This window comes from Rhodococcus sp. IEGM 1379 (assembly GCF_030056815.1).
Lineage (GTDB): Bacteria > Actinomycetota > Actinomycetes > Mycobacteriales > Mycobacteriaceae > Rhodococcus_F.
The window spans coordinates 3,760-30,068 of record NZ_JASHKR010000052.1 but is presented as its reverse complement, the minus strand read 5'-3'; the positions used below and the strand labels follow the sequence as shown (position 1 = coordinate 30,068).

Annotated in this window: 27 protein-coding genes and 1 pseudogene; 18 read left to right on the top strand and 10 right to left on the bottom strand. The window is 60.0% G+C overall.

The window, feature by feature from the left end; genetic code table 11:
- Positions 1 to 490: transposase (locus QM600_RS21675; protein ID WP_283263607.1), on the bottom strand; the 490-nt coding region annotated here is incomplete at its 3' end.
- A gap of 5 nt (positions 491 to 495) precedes the next feature.
- Between QM600_RS21675 and QM600_RS21670 the strand changes: the two genes are divergently transcribed.
- The 6 genes and pseudogenes from QM600_RS21670 to QM600_RS29995 all read left to right on the top strand — a co-directional run.
- Positions 496 to 642 carry a hypothetical protein gene (locus QM600_RS21670; protein WP_283263606.1) on the top strand — a complete coding sequence of 49 codons (147 nt, stop codon included), beginning with the start codon at positions 496 to 498 and terminating at the stop codon, positions 640 to 642.
- Positions 643 to 893: 251 nt separating this feature from the next.
- Positions 894 to 1,076 carry a hypothetical protein gene (locus QM600_RS21665; RefSeq protein ID WP_283263605.1) on the top strand — a complete coding sequence of 61 codons (183 nt, stop codon included), beginning with the start codon at positions 894 to 896 and terminating at the stop codon, positions 1,074 to 1,076.
- The gene (locus QM600_RS21660) at positions 1,069 to 1,728 is read left to right on the top strand and encodes a DUF6308 family protein (RefSeq protein WP_283263604.1); all 660 of its coding nucleotides are present in this window, start codon (positions 1,069 to 1,071) and stop codon (positions 1,726 to 1,728) included. The genes QM600_RS21665 and QM600_RS21660 overlap by 8 nt, the downstream gene beginning before the upstream one ends.
- Before the next feature lie 9 nt (positions 1,729 to 1,737).
- Positions 1,738 to 2,088, top strand: coding sequence for an NADAR family protein (locus tag QM600_RS21655; protein ID WP_283263603.1), 351 nt, complete (start codon positions 1,738 to 1,740; stop codon positions 2,086 to 2,088).
- Positions 2,089 to 2,414: 326 nt separating this feature from the next.
- Positions 2,415 to 3,680, top strand: coding sequence for a serine hydrolase domain-containing protein (locus tag QM600_RS21650; RefSeq protein WP_283263602.1), 1,266 nt, complete (start codon positions 2,415 to 2,417; stop codon positions 3,678 to 3,680).
- Between the two features lie 218 nt (positions 3,681 to 3,898).
- Positions 3,899 to 4,021: pseudogene (locus QM600_RS29995) on the top strand (nucleotidyl transferase AbiEii/AbiGii toxin family protein); the annotation flags it as partial.
- On the opposite strand, the gene QM600_RS21645 reads toward QM600_RS29995, so the two are convergent.
- The gene (locus QM600_RS21645; RefSeq protein WP_283263601.1) at positions 4,016 to 4,714 is read right to left on the bottom strand and encodes a TetR/AcrR family transcriptional regulator; all 699 of its coding nucleotides are present in this window, start codon (positions 4,712 to 4,714) and stop codon (positions 4,016 to 4,018) included. The pseudogene QM600_RS29995 and the gene QM600_RS21645 sit on opposite strands and share 6 nt — an antisense overlap.
- A gap of 117 nt (positions 4,715 to 4,831) precedes the next feature.
- On the opposite strand from QM600_RS21645, the gene QM600_RS21640 reads away from it, so the two are divergent.
- The 5 genes from QM600_RS21640 to QM600_RS21620 are packed head-to-tail and all read left to right on the top strand — an operon-like array spanning position 4,832 to position 10,467.
- Entirely contained in the window at positions 4,832 to 6,022 is a 1,191-nt protein-coding gene (locus tag QM600_RS21640) for a lipid-transfer protein (protein WP_283263600.1), read from the top strand.
- A gap of 33 nt (positions 6,023 to 6,055) precedes the next feature.
- Positions 6,056 to 6,487 (top strand): type II toxin-antitoxin system Rv0910 family toxin, encoded by a 432-nt coding sequence (locus tag QM600_RS21635; protein ID WP_283263599.1) that lies wholly within the window; start codon positions 6,056 to 6,058, stop codon positions 6,485 to 6,487.
- A 5-nt stretch (positions 6,488 to 6,492) separates the two neighbouring features.
- Positions 6,493 to 7,359: a MaoC/PaaZ C-terminal domain-containing protein gene (locus tag QM600_RS21630; protein ID WP_283263598.1), complete on the top strand. Its 867-nt coding sequence runs from the start codon at positions 6,493 to 6,495 to the stop codon at positions 7,357 to 7,359.
- 38 nt (positions 7,360 to 7,397) lie between these two features.
- Positions 7,398 to 8,264, top strand: coding sequence for an SDR family oxidoreductase (locus QM600_RS21625; protein ID WP_283263597.1), 867 nt, complete (start codon positions 7,398 to 7,400; stop codon positions 8,262 to 8,264).
- 4 nt (positions 8,265 to 8,268) lie between these two features.
- Complete coding sequence (locus QM600_RS21620) at positions 8,269 to 10,467, top strand: acyl-CoA dehydrogenase family protein (protein ID WP_283263596.1); 2,199 nt, start codon at positions 8,269 to 8,271, stop codon at positions 10,465 to 10,467.
- A 23-nt stretch (positions 10,468 to 10,490) separates the two neighbouring features.
- Here the strand turns inward: QM600_RS21620 and QM600_RS21615 are convergent, their stop codons facing one another.
- The 5 genes from QM600_RS21615 to QM600_RS21595 form a co-directional block, all read right to left on the bottom strand.
- Positions 10,491 to 11,903 (bottom strand): amidase, encoded by a 1,413-nt coding sequence (locus tag QM600_RS21615; protein ID WP_283263595.1) that lies wholly within the window; start codon positions 11,901 to 11,903, stop codon positions 10,491 to 10,493.
- A 274-nt stretch (positions 11,904 to 12,177) separates the two neighbouring features.
- Positions 12,178 to 12,828: a sterol desaturase family protein gene (locus tag QM600_RS21610; RefSeq protein WP_283263594.1), complete on the bottom strand. Its 651-nt coding sequence runs from the start codon at positions 12,826 to 12,828 to the stop codon at positions 12,178 to 12,180.
- The gene (locus tag QM600_RS21605; RefSeq protein ID WP_283263593.1) at positions 12,825 to 13,547 is read right to left on the bottom strand and encodes a FadR/GntR family transcriptional regulator; all 723 of its coding nucleotides are present in this window, start codon (positions 13,545 to 13,547) and stop codon (positions 12,825 to 12,827) included. The genes QM600_RS21610 and QM600_RS21605 overlap by 4 nt, the downstream gene beginning before the upstream one ends.
- A 32-nt stretch (positions 13,548 to 13,579) precedes the next feature.
- On the bottom strand, positions 13,580 to 14,299 hold the full coding sequence (locus QM600_RS21600) for a TMEM165/GDT1 family protein (RefSeq protein ID WP_283263592.1): 720 nt from the start codon (positions 14,297 to 14,299) through the stop codon (positions 13,580 to 13,582).
- Between the two features lie 271 nt (positions 14,300 to 14,570).
- On the bottom strand, positions 14,571 to 15,098 hold the full coding sequence (locus QM600_RS21595; RefSeq protein ID WP_283263591.1) for a peptidase: 528 nt from the start codon (positions 15,096 to 15,098) through the stop codon (positions 14,571 to 14,573).
- 160 nt (positions 15,099 to 15,258) lie between these two features.
- Here QM600_RS21595 and QM600_RS21590 point away from each other — a divergent pair, with 160 nt between their 5' ends.
- From QM600_RS21590 to QM600_RS21575, 4 genes are read left to right on the top strand one after another with little or no spacing between them, the layout of a single operon-like run.
- Positions 15,259 to 16,590, top strand: coding sequence for a DUF1254 domain-containing protein (locus tag QM600_RS21590; protein WP_283263590.1), 1,332 nt, complete (start codon positions 15,259 to 15,261; stop codon positions 16,588 to 16,590).
- A gap of 16 nt (positions 16,591 to 16,606) precedes the next feature.
- Positions 16,607 to 17,179: an HdeD family acid-resistance protein gene (locus QM600_RS21585; RefSeq protein WP_283263589.1), complete on the top strand. Its 573-nt coding sequence runs from the start codon at positions 16,607 to 16,609 to the stop codon at positions 17,177 to 17,179.
- Positions 17,169 to 18,323: an AI-2E family transporter gene (locus QM600_RS21580; RefSeq protein WP_283263588.1), complete on the top strand. Its 1,155-nt coding sequence runs from the start codon at positions 17,169 to 17,171 to the stop codon at positions 18,321 to 18,323. Before QM600_RS21585 ends, QM600_RS21580 begins: the two co-directional genes overlap by 11 nt.
- A 43-nt stretch (positions 18,324 to 18,366) precedes the next feature.
- Positions 18,367 to 19,737: a YhgE/Pip domain-containing protein gene (locus QM600_RS21575; protein WP_283263587.1), complete on the top strand. Its 1,371-nt coding sequence runs from the start codon at positions 18,367 to 18,369 to the stop codon at positions 19,735 to 19,737.
- On the opposite strand, the gene QM600_RS21570 is transcribed toward QM600_RS21575, so the two are convergent.
- Positions 19,734 to 20,357, bottom strand: a complete 624-nt coding sequence (locus QM600_RS21570; RefSeq protein WP_094274690.1) for a superoxide dismutase — start codon at positions 20,355 to 20,357, stop codon at positions 19,734 to 19,736. The genes QM600_RS21575 and QM600_RS21570 overlap by 4 nt on opposite strands.
- A 224-nt stretch (positions 20,358 to 20,581) precedes the next feature.
- Here QM600_RS21570 and QM600_RS21565 point away from each other — a divergent pair, with 224 nt between their 5' ends.
- The 3 genes from QM600_RS21565 to QM600_RS21555 all read left to right on the top strand — a co-directional run bounded on the left by QM600_RS21565 (position 20,582) and on the right by QM600_RS21555 (position 23,111).
- Positions 20,582 to 21,781 carry an acyltransferase family protein gene (locus QM600_RS21565; protein ID WP_283263586.1) on the top strand — a complete coding sequence of 400 codons (1,200 nt, stop codon included), beginning with the start codon at positions 20,582 to 20,584 and terminating at the stop codon, positions 21,779 to 21,781.
- Positions 21,699 to 22,412: a peptide-methionine (S)-S-oxide reductase MsrA gene (msrA, locus tag QM600_RS21560; RefSeq protein ID WP_283263585.1), complete on the top strand. Its 714-nt coding sequence runs from the start codon at positions 21,699 to 21,701 to the stop codon at positions 22,410 to 22,412. The genes QM600_RS21565 and msrA overlap by 83 nt, the downstream gene beginning before the upstream one ends.
- Before the next feature lie 105 nt (positions 22,413 to 22,517).
- A complete protein-coding gene (locus QM600_RS21555; protein WP_283263584.1) occupies positions 22,518 to 23,111 on the top strand; it encodes an Rv1733c family protein in 594 nt (197 codons plus the stop codon).
- A 66-nt stretch (positions 23,112 to 23,177) separates the two neighbouring features.
- Here the strand turns inward: QM600_RS21555 and QM600_RS21550 are convergent, their stop codons facing one another.
- Positions 23,178 to 24,107, bottom strand: coding sequence for an LLM class F420-dependent oxidoreductase (locus QM600_RS21550; RefSeq protein ID WP_283263583.1), 930 nt, complete (start codon positions 24,105 to 24,107; stop codon positions 23,178 to 23,180).
- Positions 24,108 to 24,112: 5 nt separating this feature from the next.
- Positions 24,113 to 25,894 carry a PH domain-containing protein gene (locus QM600_RS21545; protein WP_283263582.1) on the bottom strand — a complete coding sequence of 594 codons (1,782 nt, stop codon included), beginning with the start codon at positions 25,892 to 25,894 and terminating at the stop codon, positions 24,113 to 24,115.
- Between the last annotated feature and the right edge of the window lie 415 nt (positions 25,895 to 26,309).

Genomic DNA, 26,309 nt, shown 5'->3' with positions numbered 1-26,309 from the left:
ACGTTCCCCCAATAGTATTGATACCCTGCGCCCTTGGTGCTTGTAGAAGCCGGACTTCGACACCTCGAGCAGGCGTGCCATCGAAGTGAACGGCGGAGTTCGCGCACTCCATGGCCATCAACGCGTAGAGCTCTACTTTTGTTGATGTGCCGCGAAGTACGCGGACGCTTTTTTCGCCGAACGCTATGTCTTTCTCCTGCTCGGAGACCTGCTTGCGCAGCCTGGCTAGTTCGGTACGTTCCGCGGCACTGAGCGGCTGATCTCCTGCTGTGGCGGCGGCGTCGATGCGCCGGCGTTGGTCGGCGACCCAGCGGCCGAGCAGGGCTTCGTTGATACCCAGTTCACGGGCGACTTCAGCGATGGTGCGGCCGGAATCGATCACCCGGTGGGCGGCCTCGACCTTGTATTCGGTCGTGAACGACCTGCGCTTGGGGACATGAGGACATCCTTCCAGCGGAACCCTTGGTCCCGCTATCTCGGTGTCCACCATTCGGGGTGAACCTCACAACCCAGGCGGCATCGCAGGAGAACTTCGAGCGCTTACAACTTGATCCTGCATTCAACGACTTGGTCGGAGTGATTGCGGAGGTCCTCGGGTGTGCCTTCGATGATCCTGTAGCGGCAGAAGTCGGTGGACGTTGAGTTGCCTGCCTGCGACAAATAAGTCGGCGATACGGTATCGACTATTCACCCTCAACGTTGGGCCGATGGAGATGCTGTACGTCGAGTGTGAGCTCGAAAATGGTGAACTTGTAGACTATTGGATGTCCATTTACGTGTCGAGTTCGGCGCTGGAATCGGCTACCGGTTGCAGCGTAGAAGAGCTCGATGATCGACGCTGCCGCATCCAAATTCACAGGATCAGCCTTTCGTCAGCGGATGGCGATGGAGTAGTGATCAGTGGCAGTCTCATTGCTGAAGGGGAGGCGGACGAGTTCGATTCGCTTCCGCTCAATGCGACGACGATCCGTCCACTCGCGGAACATCTTGTCGCGAAAGGTAAGGGGCCCTGCGAGCAGTACCACAATCGTGGATTTGCACAGTTTGTTCTCGAAGGAATGGTGAACTATGTCTGAGGAATACCCCATCCGGTTACCGCGTGTTCTGCGCGATGGTGACGATGCCGGCGCTATCGACGTGCTGCAGGAGTACTTCACTCGCAAGGTTGCGAAAACGGGCTATTTACGAACCGGCGCGTTGTGGGATGCATGGGATCCGAGCGGCCGCCGCGAAGAGGACGTGGACCGTCTCACTGCGGAAGATCTTGTCGCGGTGACGCTTTTATCGGTGAAGGTTCCTGGACAGGGCGCATTGATTTTGCTGGGGGAGAAGAACGCCGAGCTTAATAAACTACTCGTCGAGGTTGGTCCGGATCGTGACCTTGCGAGTGAATCCGAAGAGTTGACATCGGATTCCGCAGCATGGCGGTTGGAAACAGCGTTGTGGGAGATTCACGGAGTCGGCCGCACAATCGCATCGAAACTCATTGCGCGCAAACGTCCTCGGCTGTATCCGATTTACGACGACGTAGTGGGCAGAGAACTCGGGACCAAGGCGGCTCACCTGGAGCCGGTGCGATTCTCGCTGCACCAGCGAAACGGTGAACTCCATGATCGATTGCTGGACTTGCGGGATCGGGCAGGCCTGGACGATGTAGTGCCAGCAGTGCGGATCCTGGATGTTCTCGCCTGGATGCAGGGCAAGGGCTACAAGCCGAGCGCGTCGTAGGTAGGGCTGATGGAGCAAAGACCGTGGCGATTGGGAGAGCTTCCGATTCCGATCATCAACGCCTTCATAGGTGAACACGCGTACATGTCAAACCTGTATCCGGCGCCAACTCCATACCGTGGTCTACTTCTTCCGTCGAGTGAGCATGCCTATGCAGCCGCGAAAACGCTGGACCAGAACATGATTCGATCGATTCTGGCCACCGATGATCCGGCCGAGGCGAAGAAGATCGGCCGCAGTGCCGCGCTCATCGACAGCTGGGAGGCCATCAAGTTTCAGGTGATGGAATCTGTTATTGGCGCCAATTTATGCATAATCCCGATCTGGCTGACCGGCTCCGCGCCACCGCCGGCTCACTGATTGTCGAGGGCAACATCTGGCACGACCAAATCTGGGGGAACTGCAGTTGCCCGCGACATCGAGACGTTCCGGGTGAGCTGTCTATGTTGCTCACTCATCCGAGGTTGGGGGAATCGGACGGCTGTCCGTCGCGTCTAAGCGCCAGCACGTTGCGCTGCAACAGAATTCATACCGGCCGAATCAGTGCATCGGGGCATTCAAGCTAGGTTGACACAGTCCATCAAAGTCTCGGTTCAGTCGGTACGAACAGGGTTGTTCAGTGAGTAGCCGAACTGGCGTAGTCCTGAGATCACCGTGACCGGAATGTTTCGTTCTCATTGAGAAAAATGACGGGACAATTACCTCCTGGGGAAACAGGAAAAGAGACTTCTACTCTCAGAGTGCCCCATCAGCCCCAATTTTCGAGGTGTCGAGTGAAGTATGTTCAACGCAGGGTTTTGGTACCTGCACTGTCCGCAGTATTTTCGATTGCAGTAGTGCTATCCACCGGGGTCGACGCATCCGCCCAATCATCGAGTTTCCCCGACATCGGCTCGATTTTTCCCTCTACGGGTTCAATAGGGGGTGGCACAGACTCCGCTGTTGCACAACGTATTAGCGCTATCTTCGCCGAGCACGGTGTTCCTGGGGCACAGGTGATATACACGGATAACAACAGTCGGAAAGAGTTCAACTACGGTGTCGCCAATGCGAAGACCGGAGATCCTGTGTCCTCTCTCACCACTTTCGAGGCAGCCTCCATGACCAAGGTGGTGGGCACGTATGTTGTACTCCAACTGGTGGATGAGGGCCTCCTCGACCTTGATACTCCACTGTCGAAATATTTCGAATACCCACGTATCGCAGGCGATCCCGCAGCTGCCAAGATCACCGCACGAATGGTGTTGACGCACACGTCCGGCCTGCCGGGTTGGGCGACCGCACCCTCGGGTCCAAATCTGGACACCACCCCGCTTAACATCATATTCGAGCCGGGAACCCAGTGGTCCTACTCGGGCGAGGGCTTCTACTACCTGCAGAAGACCGTCGAGTCGCTGACCGGGATGAAGTTCACGGAGCTTGCCAAAAAGCGCGTATTCGACAGATTCGGGATGACAAGCAGCAATCTGGTCTACAACCCGGACTTCGAGGCAGTCAGTGCCGTCGGGCACGCTGCTGACGGCACACCGAAGGCGCTCCGCATTCTTACCAATGCGAACATCGCCTTCACTCTGCGTACAACGGCCACCGATTATTCGAATTTCCTCCGCGGCGCACTGGTCAAGGGAGAGGGACTCTCGCAGGCCACCCGCGACATGATGTTCACTGCAGCCGGAAGCGCTGACCACGGCGGCAGCGACAAAGACGCAATTGGCCACATTAAGTGGGGCCTCGGCATCGGCCTACAGAACAACGAACTCGGAAAGGCGATCTGGCATTGGGGTGATAACGGCGCGTTCAAGGCTTTCTTCATCGCATACCCGGAGACAGGTAAGAGCGTTGTGATCCTGACGGACAGCCAAAACGGCCTGGATACGATCGACGAAATCGACCACGAATTCTTCGGTCCGAACACCGTCTATGCCTCACGATGGATCAAGGAAGCCGAGTAGCAGACAGACTGGATTTCCCAGCCATTTACAAGGCGCACAACTTGGTTCAGCCCAACCGTTCAGCCGGGCTGAGCCAAGTTGTCTGTCGAACCGCTATCGCCTCAAGCTGAGCAGGTTCTCTCTCGAGGCGCTGGTCAATCTTGGTAGCAAGATCGGTGCCCACATCGGAGTGCACGTCGACAGGGACGCGGGCTGTGACGTGCACCGGTCAACTTCGCATGATCTTCAAAGGCGGCACGTCGCTGTCCAGGGTCTGTGGTCTGATCGAACGGTTCTCCGAGGACATCGATGCTCGCTTGAGCCACTCGCCCGTGCCGGGATTGAGAGTCGCAGATTTACAACTCCGAAATTGGGGTCTCCAGGGTGATATCGATACCCATCCGACGGAGATTGCCGTCGAGGACCTGCCAGATGGAAAGTTCGAGGAAGTCAGCCAGTTCGGTGCTCGAGACGTCGGATCCCGGTTGGCTGAGCCAGCGATTGACGCTGACATCGACGAATCCGATTAGCCCGAAAGCTACAGGCTCAGCCATCTTTGACGGTTTTCCGCGGCTCGCCAGAATTGCGCCCAACAGATTTCCCAACTGAACGGCGATGGCGGTCTTGGTCCCGGTGACAACTTTGGAACCGACTACCTTCGAGCCCGTTGTCCGGGTGCTCGGCGAACCCTTGCCCAAGAAGTGGTGCAGCCGTGGATATTTCACGATCCATTGGATGTAGGTGTCGACTGCCCGTGAAATAGTGTCGCCGACTGTTCCGGCCGGTGTGAGGGTAGGCGTCAGATCATTCATCATCATGTCGAGAATGCGGACCCGCAACTGTTCGTCGAGATCAGCACGATCCTTGAAGATCCGATACACGACCGAACGGGGAACGTCGGCGCGCTCGGAAATTTGTTGAACGCCGATGTCCGCGCCGCCCTCGTTGACGGCATCGAGGGCCGCGTCGAGGATCCGTGCTCGGCGTTGCTCCTTGTGATCGTTCCAGCGAGTGCTGCGCCCGTCGGGCTGCGCCGACTCAGCTGTATTCGTCATTTGTCGAACGATACCTACCGATCCCCGATACCCACCAACCATTGACTGGACAAGATGTCTCACATACTTTGGTGAGACAGCATGTCACACACAGATACCGTCTCTTCAGGAGTGGCAATGAGCAACAGGGTTTTTGTCGTCGGCGTGGGCATGACGAAGTTCGAGAAGCCGGGAGCCCGTGACTGGGACTATCCCGACATGGCGCGGGAGTCCGGAACCAAGGCGCTCGAAGACGCGGGTATCGAGTACAGCCAGGTTGATCAGGCGTTTGTCGGCTATGTGTACGGCGAGTCCACAGCAGGTCAGCGCGCTGTCTACGAGCTCGGCATGACGGGCATTCCCATCGTCAACGTCAACAACAACTGTTCGACGGGTTCGACCGCTCTGTACCTCGCAACGCAAGCCGTCAAGAGTGGGCAGGCAGACTGCACGTTGGCTCTGGGCTTCGAGAAGATGCTCCCCGGCTCGCTGGGCACCATGTACGACGACCGCGAACAGCCGTTGATGCGTCACCTACTCGCGCTGGCTGAGCTTCAGGAATTTGCGATGCCGCCCGCCCCGTACATGTTCGGCGCCGCCGGCCTCGAGCACATGGAACGCTTCGGCACCACAGCCGAGCAGTTCGCGAAGATCGCAGTCAAGAATCACAAGCATTCGATGAACAACCCATACGCGCAGTTCCAGGACGAGTACACGCTCGAGCAGATCCTCGAAGCGAAGAAGATCCACGGACCGCTCACCAAGCTGCAGTGCTCACCCACTTCCGACGGATCCGGCGCTGCGATTCTGGCCGGCGAAGCATTTGTCGAGAAGCACGGACTGGCCGCCCGCGCGATCGAGATTGTCGGCCAGGCGATGGTCACCGACATGAACAGCACCTTCGAGGACAAGAGCGCCATCAGCCTCGTGGGTGCCGACATGACTCGTAAGGCCGCCGAAAAGGTCTATGCGCAAGCCGGAATCACGGCAGCGGACGTCGACGTCATCGAACTGCACGACTGCTTCTCCACCAACGAGTTGCTCACTTACGAAGCGCTCGGTCTCTGCGCCGAAGGCGAGGGAGGCAAGCTCGTCGACGCCGACGACACCACCTATGGAGGACGCTGGGTCGTCAACCCGTCCGGCGGCTTGATTTCCAAGGGTCACCCACTGGGCGCTACCGGCCTCGCTCAGTGTGCCGAACTCACTTGGCAACTCCGGGGAACTGCAGACAAGCGTCAGGTTGACGGCGCGAAAGTTGCTCTGCAACACAACATTGGCCTCGGCGGCGCAGTTGTCGTGACGGCTTACAAGCCCTACACGCGCTGAATCAAAAACCCACTACCTTCAAGGAGTTTCATCATGGCTTCCGTTTCCGTCTCCGCCGTACTGCCCGCTTCTCCCGAAAAGACTTGGGACACACTCTCTGATCTCTCGCGTTGGGAAGAATGGCTCACCATCCACCAGGGCTGGAAGAGTGAACTCCCCACCACGGTCTCGTTGGGTGCCAAGTTCACCGAGGTTGTTTCCGTGATGGGTATGGCCAACAAGATCGAGTGGACCGTCGAAGAGGTCGAGGTTCCCAAGATGGTCAAGATCGGAGGGACCGGAATGGCTGGTGTCACTGTCGAATTCGTTCTCTCCGTGGAAGCTGATGGCACCGGATCTCGTGCCACTGTCGACGCCAGTTTCAAGGGCGCCATGATCGTCGGGCCGATCGGCAAGGCGGTTGCCAAGAACGCCAAGGCAGATCTCGAGGCTTCGCTGGCGAAGTTCGCCGAGTTGGTCGGATAAGCACTATGACAACACCCACCGTCCAATTCGATACTTCCGGTCTGGACGTCTGGACTGATCCGGAACACTTCGAGGTAACAGCCGGGCGTATTGCCGAATATGCTTCTGCCACCAACGATCCCATCGAACGGCACTTGCGCGGCGAGATCGCCCCGCCGGTGTTCGCGGTGGTGCCGGTCTTCATGTCGATGGCACCCGCAGCATTGTCGGTGGCGCCGGTGGAACTGCTGATGAAGCTGGTGCACGGCGAACAGGACTTCCTGTTTCACCGTCCCATCTACCCCGGCGATCACCTGGTGGCGCGGGCAAAGCCCGTCGGATTCGAGGGCCGTGCCAACGGCTCGACCGTAGTTATCTACGTCGAAACCAAAACCGACAAGGGTGAATTGGTCAACGAGCAGTGGATGACGGCATTCTTCCGCAAGGTTGACGCCGGCACCGGTCTGGGCGAGAAGGCGCCGAATCACCGCTTCGACGAAGCACTTCGGGGCAGCGCTCCCGCCGCAGTCGTGAATCAGCACATCGACGAGGATCAGACGTTCCGGTACTCACCGGCCTCCGGGGATCCGATGCCGATCCACCTTGATGACGAGATCGCCCGCATGTCCGGCCTTCCGGGAATTATCAACCACGGACTGTGCACGATGGCATTCACGTCGTGGGGCGCCCTCACAGAACTAGCCGACGGCCAGACTGAGCGTTTGCGCCGTCTCGCAGTGCGATTCGCGAAGCCGGTGCTTCCGACGCAGGACATGGAGACCACCTTCTACAAGTCCGGATCGGCCGACGGAGCTACCTCGTATTCGTATGAAACCAGCGCGGCCGGTGACCTCGTCATCAAGGACGGTCTTGCCGTCATCAGTAACACATGACACCGGACATCTGAAACCACTCGAGGAGAACTGAACTTATGGGAAGTCTCGACGGTCGCGTAGCGATCATCACCGGTGCCGGACGCGGCATCGGCCGTGAACATGCACTGCTCTTCGCCCGCGAAGGGGCCAGCGTCGTAGTCAACGACCTCGGCGGTGCCAACGACGGTTCCGGCGCGGATGCCGGCCCGGCCCAGCAGGTAGTCGACGAAATCATTGCCGGCGGCGGCAAAGCTGTTGCCAACACGGATAACGTCGCGACGTGGGACGGCGCGGAAGGTCTGGTCAAGCAGGCCGTCGGCGAGTTCGGTCGGCTCGACATCCTGGTCAACAACGCCGGCATCCTTCGTGACGCCTTTATTGCGGGCATGGACGAAAGCCAGTGGGACTCGGTCATCGCCGTTCACCTCAAAGGACATGCCGCGACGCTTCATCACGCTGCCGCGTACTGGAAAGCGCAGAGCAAGGCCGGGGAGACCGTTAATGCGTCGGTCGTCAATACTGCCTCGGCTTCAGGCACATTCATGCCCAACGCCGGGCAAGGCAACTACGGCGCAGCGAAGGCCGGCATTGCAGCCTTGACCCTGGTTGCCGCCGACGAACTCGACCGGTACGGCGTGCGCGTCAACGCAATTGCCCCGATCGCGCGTACCCGATTGACCTTGGCAACCCCCGGAATGGGTGCGTTATTTGCAGCCGAAGTTCCCGAGGGTGAGTTCGACGCTTTTGCTCCGTCCAACATCTCTCCGTTGGTGGCGCATCTCGCGGGGCCGGACTGCAAGCTCACCGGCAAGGTCTATGCCGTTCAGGGCGGGGCTATCACCGAGTTGGCCGGTTGGCATGACGTCAACACCATCGAGAGCGAAGGTCCGTGGACCGTCGCAGACCTCGCAGAGCGTCTGTAAAGACATGGCGCGCAATACATACGAACTCGGTCTGGGTCTGAGTGAAGAACACACAGCACTCGCAGATTCCGTCCGAGCCTTTGCTGAACGTACTATCACCGCCCAACAGGTGCGGGCGGCCGTCGAAGCACGTTCCGAGGAAAAGTTTCCGGAATTCTGGCCCGCACTGGTCGGCCAGGATCTGCTGGGGCTCGCTGTTCCCGAGGCCCAGGGTGGCGACGGCGCGGGTCTGCTCACATTGGCCGTAGCGCTGGAAGCCTTGGGTCGCAACGTCTCTCCCGGACCTTTTGTTCCGACCGTTCTGGCGACTGCAGTTCTCGGTGCCGCAGATTCCAAGGCCGGCCCCGAGTTTCTTCCGGGCCTACTCGACGGAACACACACGGCAGCCGTTGCTTTGGGCGCACCCTTGGTAGCGGAAGCAACTGCTAGCGGATACGCACTTACCGGAGTGATGGATGCCGTGCTCGGTGGTCAGCACGCGGATGTGTTGCTGGTACCTGCGGCGCTACCCGACGGCATTCGGTACGTCGTACTCGACAGCAGTGCAGTCGCGATCACGGTGCAGGACAGTATCGATGTACTGCGCGGCAGTGCACGCGTAGAGGTCGACAGCGTGCAGATAAGCGCCGAACGAGTGCTCGACGGTGTGACCGAAAGCCGCGTACGATCCATCGCCGCAGTGGTTTTGGGTGCCGAGGACGTCGGCGTCATGTCTTGGTGCGTTTCCTCGGCGTCCGAATATGCCAAGACCCGCGTGCAGTTCGGACGCCCCATCGGCCAGTTCCAGGGCGTCAAGCACAAGTGTGCTCAGATGGGCATAGCGCTCGAGCAAGCTCGGGCCGTGGTGTGGGATGCGGCAAGTGCCCTGGACAAGGGTGACGGTACAGCAGATTTTGCTGCTGATATCGCCGCCGTCATCGTCCCCGACGGAGCGGTGCAGGTGGCGCAGGATTGCATCCAGGTCCACGGGGGCATCGGATTCACGTGGGAGCACGACGCTCACCTGTACTACCGTCGTGCACTGTCGATTCGCGGCATTCTCGGAACTCGCGAGGATCGTGCCAATCGTGTTGCGCAGCAGGCGATCGATGGCGTCAACCGGGCTTCGGTTCTTGAATTGCCGCCTGAGGCCGAGGATATTCGCGGCCAGATCGCAAGCGAACTCGCGAAACTGGTCGATCTGGACGAAGACGATCAACTGATCGCTCTCGGTGACGGCGGTTGGGTGCAGCCGCATCTACCGAAGCCGTACGGCCGCAGTGCCGCTCCGCTCGAGCAGATTGTGATCTCGCAGGAGATCAAGGCGGCCGGCATCACAATGCCGCAACTCCTGATGGGCGGCTGGGCCGTTCAGGCGGTTGTTGCTCACGGCACCGACCAGCAGAAGCAGGAACTGGCTGTACCCACACTGCAGGGCGAGTTGGTGTGGTGCCAGCTGTTCAGTGAGCCTGGCGCCGGTTCCGACCTCGCCTCGTTGTCGACCAAAGCCGAAAAGGTAGACGGCGGTTGGAAGGTCACCGGTCAGAAGATCTGGACTACGGTGGCGCAGTTCTCCGACTGGGCGATGCTCATTGCCCGCACGGATGCAACCAAGCCGAAACATCAAGGCATCACCTACTTCGTGCTGGACATGTCGACGCCGGGAATCACCGTCCGTCCGTTACGTGAAATGACGGGCTCGGCACTGTTCAACGAAGTGTTCCTCGACGACGTCTTCATTCCCGACGAGAATGTGGTCGGAGAAGTGGGCGACGGCTGGAACGTTGCACGTACAACGTTGGCCGGTGAGCGGGTCGCCCTGAGCCAGAAGATGGAGGCTTACGCGTCGGACACGGATTTGCTGAAGTTCGCGAAGTCTGCAGACCTCAGCCCGATCGGGCGCTACCGCGTCGGCGAACTTGTTGCCGAAAGTCAGGCCATCGATCTCATCGGTTCCCGTGTTGTGCTCAAACAACTTTCGGGAATCGATGTAAGCACCACGTCGAGCGTCGGCAAGCTCCTCGCCATGAAGATCAGCCAGTCGATCGCCGAATTCGTAGTCGCAGAACTAGGTGCTGCCGGAGCGGTCAGTATCCCGGGTAAGCCCAGCGACAAGGCGATGGAGCAGCTCATCTCAGGCCGCGCCACCACCATCTACGGCGGCACCACCGAGGTGCAGCTCAACGTGATCGGTGAACGCATGCTCGGGTTGCCGCGCGACTGATCCTTGCTCCCGGAAGTGGCGGCTCAGTCCTGGATTCGACGCCAGGGCTGGGCCTCTTCCAGTTCGAAAGCCAACTCGAGCAGCGTGCGCTCATCGCCGAGATCTGCCGAGAAATGCGAAGCTAACGGTAGACCGTTGCTCGTCTGGTGTAGCGGCAATGAGATTGCGGGACCGCCGGAAATGTTGTTGAGCGGTGTGAACGACGTGTACGCAATCAACTTGTCGAAGAGTTCCTCGAAAGGCTGAGCAGGAGAGAGGTATCCGAGTTCGGGCGTGGTGTGGGCGAGTGCGGGCGAGAGCACGACGTCGTACTTCTGGAACATCGACGAATACCGCTGTTGGATGCGCCGCAGGCGGTAGAGCACGCGCGGAGTCTTCGCGAGATTCTTCCGGTACAGCGAGTACAGACCTTGGGAGAGATTGTCGGTCGCGGACTTGTCGAAGTCGGGGCCCAACATCTGCTTGCCGCCGGTCGAGATTGCGAAAGACAGGAATCCCCAGTAGATCCCGAAGTCCTCGATGAACTTGGGCCCCACGGGATGCACGGCGTCTTCGACATGATGGCCGAGTTCGGCAAGCAGTTCCGCAGTGGCTGCGACCGACTTGCGGGTTTCGTCATCGGTCTTGGTGACGGTGATGGAATCGGTGATCACGCCGACGCGTAAGCGGGTGGAATTGGGACCCTCGACCAGGCGGATGGGAGCGAGTCGTGGATTGCGGTAATAACTTTCAGCCGCCGACATCCAGCGTGCTGTATCGCGAACGGTTCTGGTGACAGCGCCCTGCGAGATGATCCGGATTGGTAGGGACTTGTCCGCGGGATCTGCGACGGTCCGCCCGCGAGTGGGCTTGAGCCCGACCAACCCGCAGGCCGCTGCGGGGATACGGATGGAACCACCGCCGTCGTTGGCATGCGCGAAGGGAAGGACGCCCGACGCGACCAATGCTGCGGAGCCACCCGAAGACGCACCCGCCGAGTAGGCCGGGTTCCAGGGATTGTGGACTGGTTCTTCGGTCATGAATTCGGTGGACGCGTTGAACCCGAACTCGGGCAGCCGGGACTTTCCGATGGAAATAGCCCCGGTGGACAGGAACTGCTTCGCGAAGTCGCTGTCAGCGGTGGCGGGGAGCGCGGTGAAGGCGGTGCTTCCCTGCTGGGTGGGAAGACCGGCGCTGTCGGTGTTGTCCTTGATCGCGGTGGGGACACCCGCAAAGATTCCCGTGGTCGGCCTGTTGCTCCGAACCAGCGCACGGTCGAAATCTGTGTATGCAAGGCCGTTGAGTTGCCCCTGCATCGCTTCGGCGCGGGCGATCGAGGCCTCCATGACCTCCCGCGCAGTCACCCCACCGGATGCGATCCGGGCGGCAACACCGGTGGCGTCGAGATCGCCCAAGGCGTCGTCGGTGAATGCGTGAACTGGCAGGTTGGTGGTCATCGGATTCCTTGATCAACGGCGGCAGGGTCGTCCGTCCAGGGTATTGGACGGACGACCCGAGGGTGCCGGTATGCGAGTATCAGCTGCCGAAGATGTTTGTCGGCTGTGGTGCATGCTGGAACATGCCCTGGGTGATGAACTGCTGGGGATGGAACTGCTGGAAGTTGGTGACGATCGGGTGAATGACGTGAGTTCGACGAGTTTCAGCGAAAAACGTTGATACACAGTCATGTTCAAGATGTCTGACAGTGCAGAGCCAGGAATGCGCTTCGGTTCACATATCTGACTTGGCGCCGTGCAAGTTCTTGGCGGTGGGAGACGTCTCCACGGATTTCGGGTCCGGGCTGGTGCCGAGAACGCGGTCGGCTGTCCCGGCTGTCGTGACGGTGAACCAGTAGTGCTCGTTCTTGAAGTGATGGTTGCGGTGATTTCGCCAAACCGCTTTGTAAAGAGCAGTTTTCGGCTTGTAGTCGCTGTGGATCAGGAAGTGAGTCCACTCGTAGATCAGTCCGATTACGGAAATGCAGGTCAGGAACGTCAGGGTGAGTTCGATGCGAGGAAACGCGAGTAGAGAGATGGCCGCCAGAACCGGAATCACGATCAGGAGGGTCTGCCACGGAATGAAGATCAGGGGAACCGTGCGCGGCGACGCGTGGTGTTCGCGATGGCTGCGTGCCAGCCGCGAATCGATGGTGATGCCAGCAACCTTCCGCGGCTTCCAATGCAGGATGAAGACGTGAATGGTCCACTCGACGAACGGAAATACTGCAATCATGACGAGGGGGACCAGGGCATCGGTGATCTGCCAGTTGCCCAGTGTAATTCGTGCTGCGGTCGCAGCGACCAACATCGTCGCGATCATCCACGGGGTCGGCGACTTGCGGAAGGTTCGAGCGGCTTCAGTGAGTGTGATTGGCGTGCTCATGGATTCAGTCCTTCCAGGAACGTGAGGGCCTCACCGATTGTCGTCGTACCCGAGCGCAGAAGCTCCCCGGCCAGCGCCGCAGAGGTGAGCTCGTCGTGTGAGGTGATGGCAGTAGCCAGTTTTCGATACAGGTCGGTCTGGCCGACCTCGGCAACCATGACGGCGGCCAGGGCAGTCATCGCCGGTTCGTAAGCGGTGCGAAGACTGTTGAAAATCAACCGGAACGCGATGGAATCAGCATCGTCGACAACGAATTCCCAGAATGCGAGTGCGCGGTTCTGTTGTTCCACGGGGTCATTGGTGGCGGCAAGATGGTCGACGGCAGCGTGGAGTTCAATGCCGTGTTCCGGTGAAACGCGTCGGGCGGCCAAGGCAGCGATCTGTGGTCCCATCAACTCGCGGGCTTCAAGGACGCTGCGGACAACCGACAGATCCGGGATGCCGCCCCGGACGAGAAGTTGTGGCAGAAGTTCCGGACCGGCCTGCCGGCGGAAATCGCGCACCGACGTCGACTCTCCCTGCCGGACTTCTACCAATCCGGCCTGGGCGAGCTTCTGCATTGCTTCTCGCACTGCGGGCCGGGAAACGCCGAACGCCTCGGCCAACTTTCGTTCGCTGGGCAAGGCCTCGCCGGCCGCCAGCTCTCCGGCCAGCACTTTTACCGAGATCTGATCGAAGACGGCGCCGGATGCCGAGGTGCGTGCAACGGGTTGGAACATGTATCGAGGGTAGACCCGTCAGTCGCTAGTGGTCAAGTGGTCTTACCAGTTTGTTCTACGGCTTCAGGGGTGGACTCGGGCAGTTGCGCCGGGTGGGCGCGCTTCCACATCAGGCGGATCAGTGCGCCCACTACGGCAGTGCCGAGGACGATCGCGCCGCCGATGATGCCGGCGGAAGAGCCTGGGAAGATGCCCTCGAGAAGCAGCCAGACGCCGAAGACGAAGAACAGTACGGCCGCACCGATCTTGATGAAGCCTTCCGGAAGATGCTTGCCGAGAACAGAACCCACGAGAATTGCCAGTGCGTCGGCGGCCACCATGCCGATGGTGGATCCGATCCAGATGCCCACCCAGTCGTTGTCGGTGGCGAGAGTGATGGTGGCCAGCATGGTCTTGTCGCCGAGTTCGGCGAGGAAGAATGCGGACGCGACGGCAATGAAGGCAGATCGGGTGACGCGGCCGGCTTTGTTCTGCTCGTCTTCGGTCAGGTCGTCACCGCGCAGGGTCCAGAGGCCGAAGATGAGGAAGGCGATACCGCCGACGATGCTGATCGCGGCGGTCGGCAATGCGACGCCCAGATAGTGGCCAACGCCAACAGAAACCAAGTGAACAAGAGTGGTGGCGATGGTGATGCCGCCGAGAACTACCCACCAGCGATAACGCAACGCGAAGGTCATCGCCATCAGTTGCGACTTGTCGCCGAGTTCAGCGACGAAGATGACGCCGAAGCTCAAAAGTATTGCAGCAAGCAAGGTTTACCCCTCCGGTCCTGGGCAGGCGCGGATGACGCCCGTCCGGCCGAAGGTCTCGCCCACCGATGGTCATGAGCCGTCTGGTCATGAACTGCGGTTCGCAGGCCGGGTACGTCGTGTTCGGCGAGGCGCGCGAACAGTCGGGACCAGTATGTCGACCTGACGATTGGGGGCTACTCCCCTTCGTTGGTACCGAGGTTAGCCTGCGTTTCTCGAATTCGCAAAGCGCACAGTAAGTTTGGTGATCCGAACTTTTGCATTACCGTTGCCGTCAGCACGCGAGGAGCATCGCCAAAACAGCAGTATCGGGATCACTGATCGGATCGATGTCGACCCGGCTGATCATCGAGACGACCGTCCCGTCGGCCTCGGCTTCCACCCACGCTGCGCGGTGGTCCAAGCCGAGGTACGGCAGACCCGGAAGCAGCACGCAACCGGAGGCGCTGCCCTCGCATTCGGGCAGGCTGGATGTAGTTTCAGATGGGGGATGCAACATGATCAACGCGGGCGGCTGGTGGTCGGAGAAGCGGCCGGGCGGAAGTGCGAAGTCGCCGAGTACAGGCCCCTCGGCAACAACCAGTCCGATTGTTCCCGGTTCCGGATCATCCGGGACGTCTTCGCGGACACCGAAGACCGTCGTCGTGGGCAGCAGACCTGGCAAGGTGGCTACTCGGACCGTCAGTGCGAGAAGTTGCGCCCACTCTTGTGTGGTGTCCGGCCAACGCCCGGAAATGACAAAACCCTGCAGTGCCCCGGCCGACTGGAACGGTGAGATGCCAATCGCTTCGTTTCTTCTCATCTCAGTTCCTCCCCGAGGTGTTGGTTGGACGTGGTGACAGGTAGGTCCGGCACACTTCGTTGGGTATGAAAGAAATATGCGCCTTCCGGGTGCTGGCACACAAGGCCATTGGAGTGCCAGCCAAGGTTTGTCCAGGTGAGCGTGGTGGTAACCGCAGGTCATGGCTGCCTCGAAGCGCTCTCAGTTGGATGATCTGGCAACACAAGCCTGGATATTCGGCTACCCACTGTTGATCGCGGCAGTTTCACGGGACGTGATGACGGCGGTGTCGTCACCAACCGGCTTGAAGGCCCCCGTCAATCAGTTCGCGTATGCGCGTACAACTCCCGACGCATCGTTCACGGACGTCGTCTCACCAAACGCCGATACGTTGTATTCGTCCGGGTGGCTCGATTTGACGACGGAACCGCAGGTCCTGACGTTGCCGGATTTCGGAACGAGGTACTGGTTGGTGCCCATCCTCGATGCGTGGAGCGACGTGTTCACCGTTCCGGGTTCGCGGACGGTGGGACGTACCGGCGGACCCTACGTGGTGGCCGGGCCGACGTGGAAAGGTGAAGTGCCCAAGGGTATGACGCTGCTCCGCTCGCCGACGGTGATGAACTGGATCGTGGCGCGCTATGCAACCTCGGGAGGTACAGACCTCGCCGAAGTTCACACATTGCAAGATCAGACTCGGTTGACGCCGTTGTCGAAGTGGACGGGCAATCCGGAGGACTATGTGCCACCGGAAGGTTCCGTCGATCCGACAATCGACACGCACACGCCACCCGTCGACCAGGTTGCTGCAAAGGACGGGCGAGCGTTTTTCACAGCGCTCGACGCTCTGCTCGACGTCAACCCGCCGCGGCCCGAGGACGCCGAGATGATGCATCAACTGGGCGATATCGGAATCGGTTCGGGGCTTGCCTGGGATGTGCGGCCGGCGGAAGTTCGTGACGCTCTCGACCGAGCTGCGCGGTCAGGAATGAACGTCCTGCACACTATCGCCGCGGAATCCGAGGGCACCCCGAAAAATGGGTGGACGATGCACCGCGGTCTGGGGCACTACGGCACACACTACGAGCAGCGTGCCTTGATCGTGTGGCTGGGATTCGGGGCGAATCTCGATGCGGATGCCGTGTACCCGCATGCAACAACCGACATTGACGGCAATGCACTGACGGGGGACAAGAACTATGTGCTGCACTTCGACGAGGACGAACTTCCTCCCGTCGAGGGTTTCTGGTCTCTGACGATGATGAACGAGCGACAGGTCTTCGTAGACAATCCGATTGACCGTTACGCAATCGGTGACCGTAGTGACCTCGTGTATGAAGACGACGGTTCCCTGAACATCTACATTCAGCACGAGTCCCCGGGTGGGGAGAAGGAGAATAACTGGTTACCCAGCCCCGCAGCCGGATTCAACGTATTCTTACGGCTGTATTGGCCCAAGGCTTCGGTGCTCTCGGGATCGTGGACTGCACCTGGTATTCGTCCGACGAACTGATGCTCGGAGGCAACTGATGGTCACACAGAGCCCGTTCCTGGTGTACGGCAAAGAGATCTGGTGGATGATCCTGATCCGCGGAATCTTCGGGATCGCTTTCGGAGCCATGGCATTGGTCTGGCCGGGAATCACGGTCGTAGCCTTGGTCTACCTGTTCGGTATCTACTCCATCATCGACGGACTTGTCACCGTCATCCGGGCGGTCCGTGACCGGACCCATCTCAGTTCTTGGGGATGGTGGGTGTTCAGCGGTGTCGTCTCGGTGGGAGCCGGTGTTGTCGCGTTGGTCTGGCCGGGGATCACTGCCCTGGTTCTCCTGTACATCATCGCGTTCTACGCCATTCTCTTCGGAATCATGGGCGTAGTAGGAGCTTTCAAACTCAAGGGGCTGCCGGGTTCAAGCTGGGGATGGCTGATGGCTGCCTCGGTGCTCGCCGTGATCCTCGGAGTTATCCTCCTGATCGTGCCGGGAGAAGGCATTCTCGGCTTGATCTGGCTGGTGGGCTGGTACGCGATATTGTTCGGCATTTTCTTGATCGTGGGCGCAGTCCAGATTCGGAGCCGGGCAAAGGAAGCCGGTGTTCTCTAAGCGTCCGGCCGAGCCGGTCCTCGTTCCGACTGTTTCCGACGGTGGCCATTGGTCGATTCCTCGTGGCCTGATCGTGCTCCTCGGCGCTGCAGCGACCGTTGTTGCCGTGGCCGGAATGAAGTCCTTCAGCGGAATTCTGGGCCCGGTATTTCTGGCGCTGATGCTGACCATCGCCGTTCAGCCGATACAAGATTGGGCGCAGAAACGCGGCTGGCCCAAGTGGATCGGCATGCTCGGGGCCTTGGTCACGGTGTATCTGATCCTGATCGGACTGGTTGTGTCGTTGGTCGTCTCGACGGCTCAGTTGGCGACAATTTTGCCCGAATACTCCGACAAGATGGGCGAGTTGCTGAACCAAGCTCGAACTAGTCTGGCCGACTTCGGAGTTGATACGCAGCAGATCCAAAACACAGTCAGCAGTGTTGACCTCACCAAGGTCCTGGTAGTTGTCGAGACCGCACTGCAGAGCTTGCTCGGTGTGCTCTCCGACCTCGTGTTCATTCTTGCGCTGCTGCTCTTCATGGCCTTCGACGGTATGAGTATCCGCTCCCGATTGGGCGTACTGGCCGAGATGCGTCCCGAAATCTCCTACGCTCTTTCTGCTTTCGCGTCGGGAACTCGCAAATACCTGGTGGTATCCACGGTCTTCGGGCTCATCGTCGCGGTCCTGGACGGCGGGGCACTGTGGTTGATGGGAATCCCGCTACCCGTCCTGTGGGCCCTGCTCTCGTTCATCACCAACTACATTCCCAACATCGGTTTTGTCATCGGCGTCATTCCACCGGCGCTGCTCGGATTGCTCCAAGGCGGTCCCTGGCTGATGTTGTGGGTGATCGTCGTCTACTCCGTCATCAACTTCGTCATCCAATCCATCATCCAGCCCAAATTTGTCGGCGACGCCGTCGGAATCTCCGTGACTATGACGTTCCTGTCGTTGGTCTTCTGGTCGTGGGTGTTGGGCGCCTTGGGCGCGCTCCTGGCCATACCGCTGTCGCTGCTGGTCAAGGCGGTACTTCTCGATATCGATCCGGCAACACGCTGGGCCGACATCTTGATCAGTGGCCCCAAGGAAGTCCCCAAGGAAGTCCCTGAGGAGAGACCCAAGGAAGGCCCCCCGGAAAGTCTCGAGAAGGATCCCCCGTAGCTCTCTCAGTATTTCTACAAGTTGTGCATCTATCGTCTCGGCCATGAGCGCCGAGCACAGCACTGAACCCGCACACCGCCAGCCGTCGTCGATGGGGCGGAGACTGGCCGTGGGCGGGTTGGCAGCTGTGGTGGTGGGTGCGGTCGCCGGAACGGGCTGGGTGTGGTTCACCGGTGGTGAGAACAACTCGCGGACAGTCGCGATTGTGAATGCCGACGCCGGAACCATGCTCGACGGCAAAGAACTGCGCGCCGGCGACACGTTGGTCGAGAGATTGGGCAAGAGTGAGGATTTCGACTTCCAAGTCGTAGACAGTCTCGGCGGCAACTACTTTGCGACGTTGACCGTGCCGGAAGACTTCAGTGAGTCGGTGGCCTCGATGTTCGGCACCGATCCGAGGCAGGCGAGCGTCGATCTCGAAGTTCAGGGATCGGACAGTGCCAGATCGGCTGAACTTTCGCGTGCGGTGTCCGCCCAGGTCGGGGCGGACGGCATCAAAGGGCTGATGGCACAGACGTCGGCAGCTCGCCGCGCATTCGATCAGAACCTCACCACCGCACAGATGTTGGTGGCCGGAACAAGTGGGGCGGAGAAGTCGATCGACCAGGTCAAGGCCAGTGCAGACACATTGCTGCCGTACTTGGAAACGGCGCGATCGGGAGCATTGGAGCTCAGTAGTGTTGCCGGGCAAGTCTCCGGTGTGGTGGATGAGGCGTCGGGCGCCGCAGAGGAATTGGCTACGCGGGCAGACTCGTTCGGCATGACTTTGGGGGAGGCGACGTCGTCGACCGCAGATTTGAAGGCCCGCATCGACTCGTTGCAGAACGCTTTGACCGGGCTGCCGGTTCCGCCTGACGTTACGACGCAACTCGCCGGTGTGAGTTCGGATCTCGGTGCGCTCAACGCGCAATTGATTGCTGTCCCTGGCATGTTGGGCGGATCGGTCGGGCCGGATACCGCGCTGGGTGATCTGGTTCGCAATGCCGTCGGCCAATTGCAGGGTGCCAGCGACCAATTGAGCAGTGCTGCCGGGCAATTGAACGACGGGCTGATCCCGATAGCGGATCAGGCGCCGCAGATGCTCGCCGGAGTGACGGATCAGATCACGCAGGGATTCGGGACCCTGAAAAGTGTTGCCACCTCGTTGGTGACCGGACTCGACACCGCAAAGGCCGGATTGCCGGCAATGACAACTCCGCAGCAGATCAAACTGACGTCGGTCCTGTCGGATCCGGTGGCGGTCAATCAGACGGCAAAGACAACTGGTGGAACGGATTCCCGCACAATCGCTTTGATCTTCGGCACCATGACTGCGCTCCTGGGTGGCGCACTACTGATACAAACAGCGGCGCCCCTGGTACAGGAGCGCCGCCGCGTAAAGCATGAAGAACTAGAGCATGAAGATCGTGATTAGACGATCAGGCCTGCGGTCTGGGTACGAGCGCGCTCGAAGCGTGCCGTGACGTCGTTCCAGTTCACGATGTTCCAGAATGCCTTGACGTAGTCGCCCTTGACGTTCTGGTAGTCGAGGTAGAAAGCGTGCTCCCACATGTCCAGCATCAGCAGAGGCGTGAGGCCCATGGAGATGTTGCCCTGCTGATCGTAGAGCTGGACGATGACAAGGCGTGCGCCGATGGAATCCCACGCGAGGATGGACCAGCCGGAGCCCTGGATGGCGTTGGCGTTAGCGGAAAAGTGAGCGCGGAAGAGATCGAACGAACCGAAGTTGTCCGCGATCGCTGCGGCGAGTTCGCCTTCGGGCTTGTCTCCACCGTCAGCGCTGAGGTTGTTCCAGAAGACGGTGTGGTTGGTGTGGCCACCGAGGTGGAACGCCAGGTTCTTCTCGAGCAGGTTGGCCTGCGCGGCGATGGTGTCGTTCTCACGAGCCTCGGCCAGCTTCTCGAGTGCAGCGTTGGCGCCGGCGACGTATGCCGCGTGGTGCTTGTCGTGGTGCAGCTCCATGATCTTGCCCGAGATGTGCGGCTCGAGGGCTGCATAGTCGTAGGGGAGTTCCGGCAGCGTGTAAACAGACACGAGGGTCCCTTCTTTGTGGGCTTGTGAGCCCGGCTTCTTTCGCGAATGCGGATGGATCATTCTTCGGGTATCCACCCAATAACATTCGTACACGGTCTGCAACAGTTCAGCACAGGTAGTCATCACCTTAAAATAAAGTTCGGGTAAACGAAAACTGTGTGATCTGGGGCGATCCGACACGCGGAAATTCGTCTAACCGGTGAACGGAACCTTAAACTTGCTCGATGCCTGCACCAGTTTTTCTCCCGGAGTCATCGGAGGCGCCCCCGCCTCGGGTGAATCTTCCGGGCGCTGACCTGCTGCGCGCACTCGCTGTGGCGGCCGTTATCTACTCCCACATCTCGTTCTACGTCATCGACGACCTCGGGTCCGGCTGGTGGCTGATCGACGTCGTCTACGGCGCTCTGATCGAACCGGCCCAGCTCAATCAGCACCTGTCGTTTGTCGGCGTCGCCACGTTCATGATGTTGACCGGTGCTCTGGTGACACGATCCGCGATCCGCGATCGCCCCGGTAAGTTTCTGACCAACCGACTGAGCCGACTCCTACCGGCTTTCTGGGTTGCCATCGCCGTCGCCATTCTGCTGGTCCGCCTCGGCATCAACGGGATGTTCAGCGGGCAAGACGGAATTTCCAATTCCGAAGCGCTGATGAGCTTCTTTCTCGGCGGATTCTTTCTCAAACCCGAAGTGGCCGTACTGGGCGTGACCTGGACATTGGCCGTCCAATTTCTCTTCTACCTCGCCTGTGTTGCGGCTCGGCCGATTCTGCGGATGCGGCCGATCATCATGCCGCTCGGCGGAGCCGCGCTGTGCTCGTTGGTTCTGCTGTACAACATCTACGCACCGATGCCGTACACGATTCCGATGCTGTCGAAGATCGCCGCGACACTACCGGCGGTGTTCCTCGGCCAGATCATGTACCTCGCGTGGGCGCGGTTGGCGCCGGGCCGGTGGCTGATTGTCGCGGTTCTGGCGCAGATTCAGGTGATCCTCGTGGCCACCGAGTTCCGCGTCTACTGGGCCGGCGAGCATTACCTGTGGACCATCACCGTGGTGGCCGCAGCCGTTGTCCTCATCGGCCGCTACGACGGCACCCCGACGCGCTGGGCTGCCGTGAAATGGCTGTCGACACGGAGCTACCTCATCTACCTCGTCCACACGTTGATCTTGTATCGCGTCGTCGAGAACACGGCCCCGACGGTGGGTCCGACGCTCGCCGTCGTCCTCTTCCTGATCGTCACCGGTGTTGTCGCCGAATTCGGATACCGATGGGTGGAACTACCGGGGGCCCGGGGAATCACGGCGTGGCGAGAGAAGCGCTCACGCGTACCATTGAAGAATGAGCTGGTACGACGACATCCTCGGGCGAGCGTCCGCAAAATCCACACTGATCAGCCCGGAGGACGCACTACCCGGGCGTGAGACGGCGATGCCGGTGCCGGCCGCCCACTACGTCAACGGGCATCCGCTCGTACCGCCATTTCCGGAAGGAATGCAGACCGTCGTCGTCGGTATGGGTTGTTTCTGGGGTGCCGAGAAAGAGTTCTGGCAGCTTCCGGGCGTCTACAGCACCGCCGCGGGTTACGCGGGTGGATTCACCCCCAACCCCACGTATGAGGAGACCTGCTCCGGGCGAACCGGCCACACCGAAGTAGTGCTGGTGGTTTTTGATCCGGCAGTCATCCCTTACGAGCAGATTCTGGCCCATTTCTGGGAGAACCACGATCCGACGCAGGGAATGCGTCAGGGCAACGACCAGGGCTCGCAATACCGATCCGCGATCTTCACGACGTCGGAGCAGCAGGAAAAGATTGCGCACGCGTCGGCCGTCGCTTTCGGTGAACGCTTGAAGGACGCCGGATATGGCGCGATTACGACCGAAATAGGCCCGCTCGGTGAATTCTTCTACGCCGAGGACTATCACCAGCAATATCTTGCAAAAAACCCCGGCGGATATTGCCCGGTACATGCCACCGGCGTCAGTTGCCCCGTCGGACTTCTGCGACAGGATCAGGTGCCGGCGCAGACCGATATTCTTCCACCGCAGAAATAGCCGGTGCCGGAGGACACATGTGATTTAGATCGTTAATACTTGCAGCTAGGTCGAAACAAAGGGAATCTCGATACCAGAGCGTGTCGTCGAGAGAACTGAGCAATCATGTCCGGTAGTACGCGAGCAACGGCGTCGCTGCTCCGACGCACCATTCATGTCGGTCACGATCCGATGGTCAGGCGTAGTGACCGCATCGAAGGATTCATGTCCTTCGGTCTGATCATCGTTGCAATCCTTATGCTCCCACTCGCAATCTGGGCGGGTAATGCAACGGGGGCCAGCCAGAATGCGCTGCTCGCCGAGCAAGCAGTCCACATCCACGCTGTTACCGCCACGACGACGGGCGACTCGGCAGCATCAGACGTGGTCACTGCTGATTACGTACCGTCTGCGGTAGAAAATGCGCCGGCGCAGTGGAACTGGAACGGCAGTGTCCACCGCGGCGACGTTACAGTCGACTCGTCCACTCCCGCCGGTTCACTCGTTGACATTTACGTCGATGACAACGGCGACAAAACCATTGCTCCCCTGACCCAGACGGCGGCCGACGTCGCTGCTGTCGTGACGGGAATATTCACTTGGTTCAGTGGGATGGCACTGCTGACCATCGGTTTCATGCTTGTACGAGTGTGGCTGGACCGCATCCGGGTGGCGCAGTGGGACCGGGATCTTCGTACGTTTCTCGACGAGAACAGTTAGGGGCCTTCGGCCCCTGTGCGCCTTTTTGGTAGTGGGCGCTACCAAAAAGGCGCACAGAGCGCAGCCCTAGGCGACGTGCGGCATGACCTCGGCGGCCACCAGTTCGAGATGATCAAGATCGCCCAGATCCAGAGTCTGCAGGTACACACGCTGTGAACCGGCTTCGGCAAAAGTACCGAGCTTGTCTACCAATTCGGACGGTGTTCCCGCCAAACCGTTTGTACGCAACTCGTCGACGTCCCGTCCGATAGCAGCGGCGCGCTTGGCAATTTCTGCCTCGTTGCGGCCACAGCACAGAACAAGAGCGTTGGAATACACCAGTTCGTTCGGATCGCGTTCGATATCGACACAAGCCTGGCGGACGCGTGCAAACACCTCTTTTGTTCCGTCGAGAGACATGAACGGAATATTGAACTCGTTCGCGAATCGAGCCGCCAAAGCCGGCGTCTTCTTCTTGCCGGTGCCGCCGATCAGAATGGGCGGGCCACCGGCCTGGCGGGGCTTCGGTAGTGCCGGAGAGTTCTTGATCTGTACGTGCTTACCGTCGTAATCGAATGTGTCCCCGACGGGCGTGCGCCACAATCCGGTCACCACGTCGAGGGTTTCCTCGAGGAGTTCGAAACGATCGCGCAGCGAGGGGAACGGAATGCCGTACGCCTGATGCTCTTCCTCGTACCAGCCCGCGCCGATGCCGAGGTCGATGCGGCCACCACTCATCTCGTCCACCTGAGCGATGGAGATGGCGAGCGGGCCGGCATGACGGAACGTGGCCGACGTGACCAATGTGCCGAGCCTGATCGTCGATGTCTCGCGGGCGATGCCGGCGAGAGTGATCCACGCGTCGGTCGGTCCGGGGAGGCCGTCGGAATTCATTGCCAGGTAGTGGTCTGAGCGGAAGAACGCTCCGTACCCGAGTCGTTCGGCGCTCTGGGCGACTGTGAGAAGTTGTTCGTAGGTTGCACCTTGTTGGGGTTCGGTGAATATGCGCAGGTCCATGCTGCCTATTTTGTCACGGGAACGACGACGCCGACCTGTCCTTGGGCGAAACAGAGTGACAACCCGGGCGTCCTCGGGGCGACCTTGACCGTCGTTCCGCTGCCGACGACCTGCACAAATGTCGAATGCAAGCCTTGCTGCACGGGAACCGAGATGACGTCGCCGGTGGTTAAAGACACGTCGATGGTTCCGTCGGTGCTCGCAAGATAATTGAGCCGGACAGTCCATCCCCAGCCGGCCAACGGTCCGTCGAGTGGCAATTCGGTGGGCTGCTCGACGCGCGTTCCGCACTGCGGATCCGTGCCTTCGGGGATCCTGCGAGTGAAGGTCACCTCGGCGTCGACGACGTGTCCGCTGTCGTTGATGACTCTGAGAATTGGCGTACTGGAAGCAAATTCGGGTCGATCAGGCAGTGGTGCAAGAAGATTGCTTGCCATGTTTTCGGGATACGCGATCGGAAGCAGAACCCAGATCGAGACCGGTTGATCCAGTAGCGGTGCATTGGTGATCGTAGCCAACGAAATCCGTGCATTGTCGAGGTACTCACGCGTCGGGCTTTCACGCCAGATATTGACGAAGGTTGCGGTCGAGAACAGGGAACTGGCAATAAACAGAACTGAAAACGCAACGGCTACCGCGCGAATCGGAACCGTCGCAACCTGGGGTTTGCGCTGCGGCGACGCGAAGTACAGGGCAATCGCGAGGGCGAACACCGTCGCCGAATCCGTGAAGTACCGCAACGTCTGTGCCAATTCGTACGTGGTGCCTTCGGCGGTGCGAGTAGCTGTCATCGCAACAACCGAAGCCAGGAAATATGCAATGGCGCAGGCCCAGATCCAACCAGCGCCTCGGCGCGAGCGCACGGTAACCAGGAAGGCCGCCGCCACTGCGATCCACGCGAGAATCACCAGAAAAGTGGGGGGATCAGCCCACGCTGGCCCCGGAATCCACCGCTCCCACCGCCACGGCCCGCCCAGCAACGTCGGGAGCGTCCCGAGTGAGGTGCCGTGGTGGAGAAGCGCGGCGGACATACTGCGGCCGTTGCCGGTGACCGGAGATTCGACGGTGATCAGGTACACCGGAATCCACACGGCCAGAGCGACGGCGCTCGGTATCCACAGGGCCTTGGCCTTGTTCAGGGCGCTACGAATCGGAGATTCTTCGGATTGGCTGCGCAAGTACAGAATGGCGAATGCCAGAGCGACAAACGGTACGAGCACCGATTTCTCGAAGAACAGCAACGACACGACAAAAACTGCCGTACCCGATACGGCATAGCGTCGGCGGCCCGTCCGTACGAGTTGGATGGCGTCACCGCACACCCAGGCGAGAGCGATCTGCAGCGGAAGCGCATTGAGCGCTGCGGACCACCACGCGAAGGCCGGCAGGGTGAGCGGAATGAACAGGTACAAGACGAGTGGGATCAACAGTGCGAGGCGCCATCCGAGTACCAATCGGAGCGTGCGCAACAACGCGAGTGACGCCAGTGCTTGTCCGAGTATCAGCAGCGCGGCGGGAAGCGCCCATTGATAGGGGGCGATGCGCGTGACGAGGCCGGTGACAAAAAACGCCGCGGGCATGAAATGTCCGTCATGGTCGTAGAGCAGTAGCTCACCCGAGAAGAGGGGGAATCGTGCTCCCCGGCCGATCAGAATGAGATCGTCCCAGTAGAAGTAGTTCTGCGACGCGACCCACGCCCGCACCCCGAGCGCAACAACGATCAGCGTGAGCGCCGACGGTAGAACGAACCGTGACGTGGCTTCAGACGTGATCTGTGCGGGTCTCATCGGGCGCAAATCCACACGGAATTTGAACGTTTGTCAAATTCATCCTCGAGCCTGTGCATGGTTCGCTAACACCTGTCAGTAACCTCCCGTTCGCCTAGCTCTGACCTGTGGATAAAGGTCTCGAGATTCATCCCAAGCTGTGGATGAACCTGTGGATAGTGTGGATAACTCGAGTTTTACGGTGATGCAGGTCACATTATTGGAACAATCTGGGCGTCGATAACGGAAATTCGGTCACAGAACATCACGAAACCATTTGCTGCCGTTACCGATACGGCGTGACAGAATCGAACTCGTGAACCAGATCCAGGTCTGCGCACGGTGCGCCGCACGATGGCCCGTCATTGGACCGCCCTCGCCGCATCATGGCACCGGCGGCCCGGCGCAGCATCATGGCACCGGCGGCCCGGCGCAG